This is a genomic window from Calidithermus terrae, from assembly GCF_003574345.1.
Lineage (GTDB): Bacteria > Deinococcota > Deinococci > Deinococcales > Thermaceae > Calidithermus > Calidithermus chliarophilus.
This window is the reverse complement of record NZ_QXDL01000318.1, coordinates 1-3,210: the sequence shown is the minus strand read 5'-3', so window position 1 is coordinate 3,210 and position 3,210 is coordinate 1. Positions and strand designations below refer to the sequence as shown.

Below are 3,210 nucleotides of genomic sequence, written 5' to 3'. Positions count from 1 at the left end.
TCCTTACCCCCCTTAGCAAGGGGGGCAGGGAGGGGGTATCCCCCCTGCCCCCCTTGCTAAGGGGGGTAAGGAAAGGGCGTTTGGCGTCTTGCGTACGACGTAGGACGTACGACGTACGACCCGTGCCTAGCGTTCGGCTATCGCCCATCGACTATCGACCTAAACCCACATTCCCAATTTCGCTATAAACGTAATATACTGGACAAGATATGATGGGTGTCGTGGAAAGCGATCTGACCCTGCGGCCGCGGCGGCTCGAGGACTACGTCGGCCAGGGCAAGCTCAAGAAGAAGCTGCAGGTCTACCTCGAGGCGGCCAAGAACCGGGAGGAGGCCCTCGACCACCTGTTGCTGTTCGGCCCGCCGGGGCTGGGCAAGACCACCCTGGCGCACGTCATCGCCTACGAGCTGGGGGTCAACATCCGCGTCACCAGCGGCCCGGCCATCGAGAAGCCCGGCGACCTCGCCGCCATCCTCACCAACAGCCTCGAGGAGGGCGACATCCTCTTCATCGACGAGATCCACCGCCTCTCGCGCTCGGCGGAGGAGCACCTCTACCCGGCGATGGAGGACTTCAAGATCGACATCGTCATCGGGCAGGGCCCCGCCGCCCGCACCCTGCGCCTCGACCTGCCGCGCTTCACCCTCATCGGCGCGACCACGCGCCAGGGGCTGCTCTCGAGCCCCCTGCGCAGCCGCTTCGGCATCATCGAGCACCTCGAGTTCTACACCGAGGCCGAGCTGGCCCAGGGCGTGACCCGCGACGCCCGCATGCTGGGGCTGGAGCTCGAGCCCGAGGCCGCGCTGGAGATCGGGCGGCGCAGCCGCGGCACCATGCGCATCGCCAAGCGCCTCTTCCGCCGCGTGCGCGACTTCGCGGAGGTCAACGGCGAGCAGAGCGTGAGCCTCGAGCGCACCAAGGCCGCCCTCGACGCCCTGGGCCTCGACCCCCTGGGCCTCGACGGCCGCGACCGCTTCATCCTCAGCACCATCATCGAGCGCTTCGCCGGCGGCCCGGTGGGCCTGGAGACCCTCGCCACCGCCATCTCGGAGGACTCGGAGACCCTCGAGGAGGTCCACGAACCCTTCCTGATCCAGCTCGGCCTCATCAAGCGCACCTTCCGCGGCCGCGTCGCCACCGAGCGGGCCTACAAGCACATGGGGTATCCCCTGCCGGAGCAGCGGTTGTTCGAGTGAGGCTTTAAGCCGTCAGCCCTCAGCGAAAGGCTGGTGGCTCGTGGAGCGTGGTGAAAACCCCTCCCCAACCTTCCCCGCGCGCGGGGAGGGTTTATCCCCCCCGGCCCCCCTTGCTAAGGGGGGTAAACAAAGGGCGTCTTGCGTCTTGCGTTTTGCGTTTGGCGTACGACGTACGACGTACAACCCGCGCTCAGCTATCAGCTATCGACCATTGACCCTATGTTCACCTTCCCCCATGCCACGCCACGCCGCCGTGTAGCATGAAAGTCGGCGTGATCCGTGCACGAATTGGCGAAATCGAACTGAGCGACCTTTTGCGGGCCCTCGAGGCCAACCGGGCCAATGCCGTGGTCACGGTGCGCTGTGAGGACGTGATCGGGCGGGTGCACCTGCGCGACGGGCAACTGCTGTACGCCTCCACCGACCCGGGGCCGCACCTGGGGGAGTATCTGGTGCGGCTGGAGTACCTGACCCTCGAGCAGACCCAGGAGCTCGTGCTGCGCCAGGAGCGGGAGAACCCGGGCACCCCGCTGGGGCAGCTCGCGTTGAGGATGGGCCTGCTCGAGCCGGGCGACCTGCGCGAGGCGCTCAACGCCCAGGTGATGGAGGCGCTGGCGACGCTGCTGGCCCAGCGCACGGGCGACATCCTGGCCGAGGCCATCAGCGAGAACGCCTCGCAGGTGGTGCTGCCGGAGATGCTCGACACCAGCGCGGTGCTCTTCGAGGCGGCGCGGCGGCTGGACGAGTGGCGGCGGGGTAAGGTGCGGCCCGAGGCGGTGCTGCGGGTGGTGAGCGACCCCACCCGCCACGCGCTCTCCACCGAGGCCTGGAGCGTGCTCGAGCTGGTGGACGGGCTCAAGCGGGCCCGCTCGATCGCGCTGGAGTCCGACCTCCCCGAGACCCAGGTCTACCACCTGCTCTACGAGCTGCAGAGCCGGGGCCTGCTGGGCGAGGCCGAGATCCGGCCCACCGACCCCCTGATCCTGGTGGTGGCCGAGTCGTCGCTGGTGCGGCGTTTGCTGCTGGTGACCCTCGAGCGCTCGCGCTACCGGGTGGTGATGCCCCACGACCCCGACTCGGCCCGGCGCATGCTCGAGCACCACAAGCCCCAGGCCGTCATCCTCCAGGTGCGCGACCTCGCCGAGCGCGTGCGGCAACTGCGGGCCTCGCCCGACGGCCGCTTCGTGCCCGTCTGGGCGGTGGCCGAGGAGCCGCCGAGGGGCTTCTGGGTGCGCAGCGCGCGCGTCGGGCACATCCCCAAGCCCTTCAGCGAGGAGGACCTGCTCGACGCGCTCTCCGGCATCAAGCGCAAGGTCTGACCGCCCTTCCCGCAGACACCCGACCGGCCGCCCCGGGGCGCTCAGCGGAACCGGGCGGCCTCGAGGCCCTCGTGCACCAGCAGCCGCAGCTTGAGCCCCTCCGCGCCCATGAAGCCGCCCAGCCGCCCGTCGGCGTGGATGACCCGCTGGGCGGGCACCACCAGGAAGAAGGGGCACGACCGCATCCCCGCCCCCACCCACCGGGCCGACAGGCCGAGCTCGCGGGCCAGGGCCCCGTAGCTGGTGGTCTGGCCGAAGGGCACCTGCCGCACGCGCTCGTACAGGGCCGCCCGCGCGGGGGGAAGGCCGCCGTAGTCGAGGGGAAGGTCGAGGAACATCTCGGGCTCGCCCCGGAAGTAGCGCTCGACCCGGGCGGCGAGGCGCTCGAGCAGCGGGTGCTCCCGCTCAGGGGAGCCCTCGGCCAGCACCAGCAGCCGCACCGCGGTCAGGCCCCGGTCGCTGGCCTCGGCGTAGAGCGGGCCGAAGGGGGTGGGGATGAGGCGGGCGTACATGGCTTTTTCAGCTTAGGGGGTCGTGTGTCCGGCGCTGAACGCCGATAGCCGATAGCTGATAGCCGATAGCCAAACGCAAAACGCGGGTCGTACGTCCTACATCGTACGCCAAACGCGAGACGCAAAGCGCAAAACGCCCCCTCCTCACCCCCCTTAGCAAGGGGGGGCAGGGGGGGATACCCC

General features: G+C 69.5%; 3 protein-coding genes. 2 read left to right on the top strand and 1 reads right to left on the bottom strand.

All coding sequences use genetic code 11. From position 1 onward, the window contains the following. Positions 1 to 209 precede the first annotated feature (209 nt). The gene (gene ruvB / locus Mterra_RS20015; protein WP_119316709.1) at positions 210 to 1,196 is read left to right on the top strand and encodes a Holliday junction branch migration DNA helicase RuvB; all 987 of its coding nucleotides are present in this window, start codon (positions 210 to 212) and stop codon (positions 1,194 to 1,196) included. Between the two features lie 272 nt (positions 1,197 to 1,468). Then, on the top strand, positions 1,469 to 2,515 hold the full coding sequence (locus Mterra_RS20010) for a response regulator (RefSeq protein WP_119316708.1): 1,047 nt from the start codon (positions 1,469 to 1,471) through the stop codon (positions 2,513 to 2,515). 41 nt (positions 2,516 to 2,556) lie between these two features. Here the strand turns inward: Mterra_RS20010 and Mterra_RS20005 are convergent, their stop codons facing one another. Further along, entirely contained in the window at positions 2,557 to 3,027 is a 471-nt protein-coding gene (locus tag Mterra_RS20005; RefSeq protein ID WP_119316707.1) for a methylated-DNA--[protein]-cysteine S-methyltransferase, read from the bottom strand. Between the last annotated feature and the right edge of the window lie 183 nt (positions 3,028 to 3,210).

Bases quoted from the DNA above. Each gene is read 5' to 3' on its own strand.
- ruvB (WP_119316709.1), top strand. From the start codon at position 210: ATGATGGGTGTCGTGGAAAGCGATCTGACCCTGCGGCCGCGGCGGCTC.
- Mterra_RS20005 (WP_119316707.1), bottom strand. From the start codon at position 3,027: ATGTACGCCCGCCTCATCCCCACCCCCTTCGGCCCGCTCTACGCCGAG.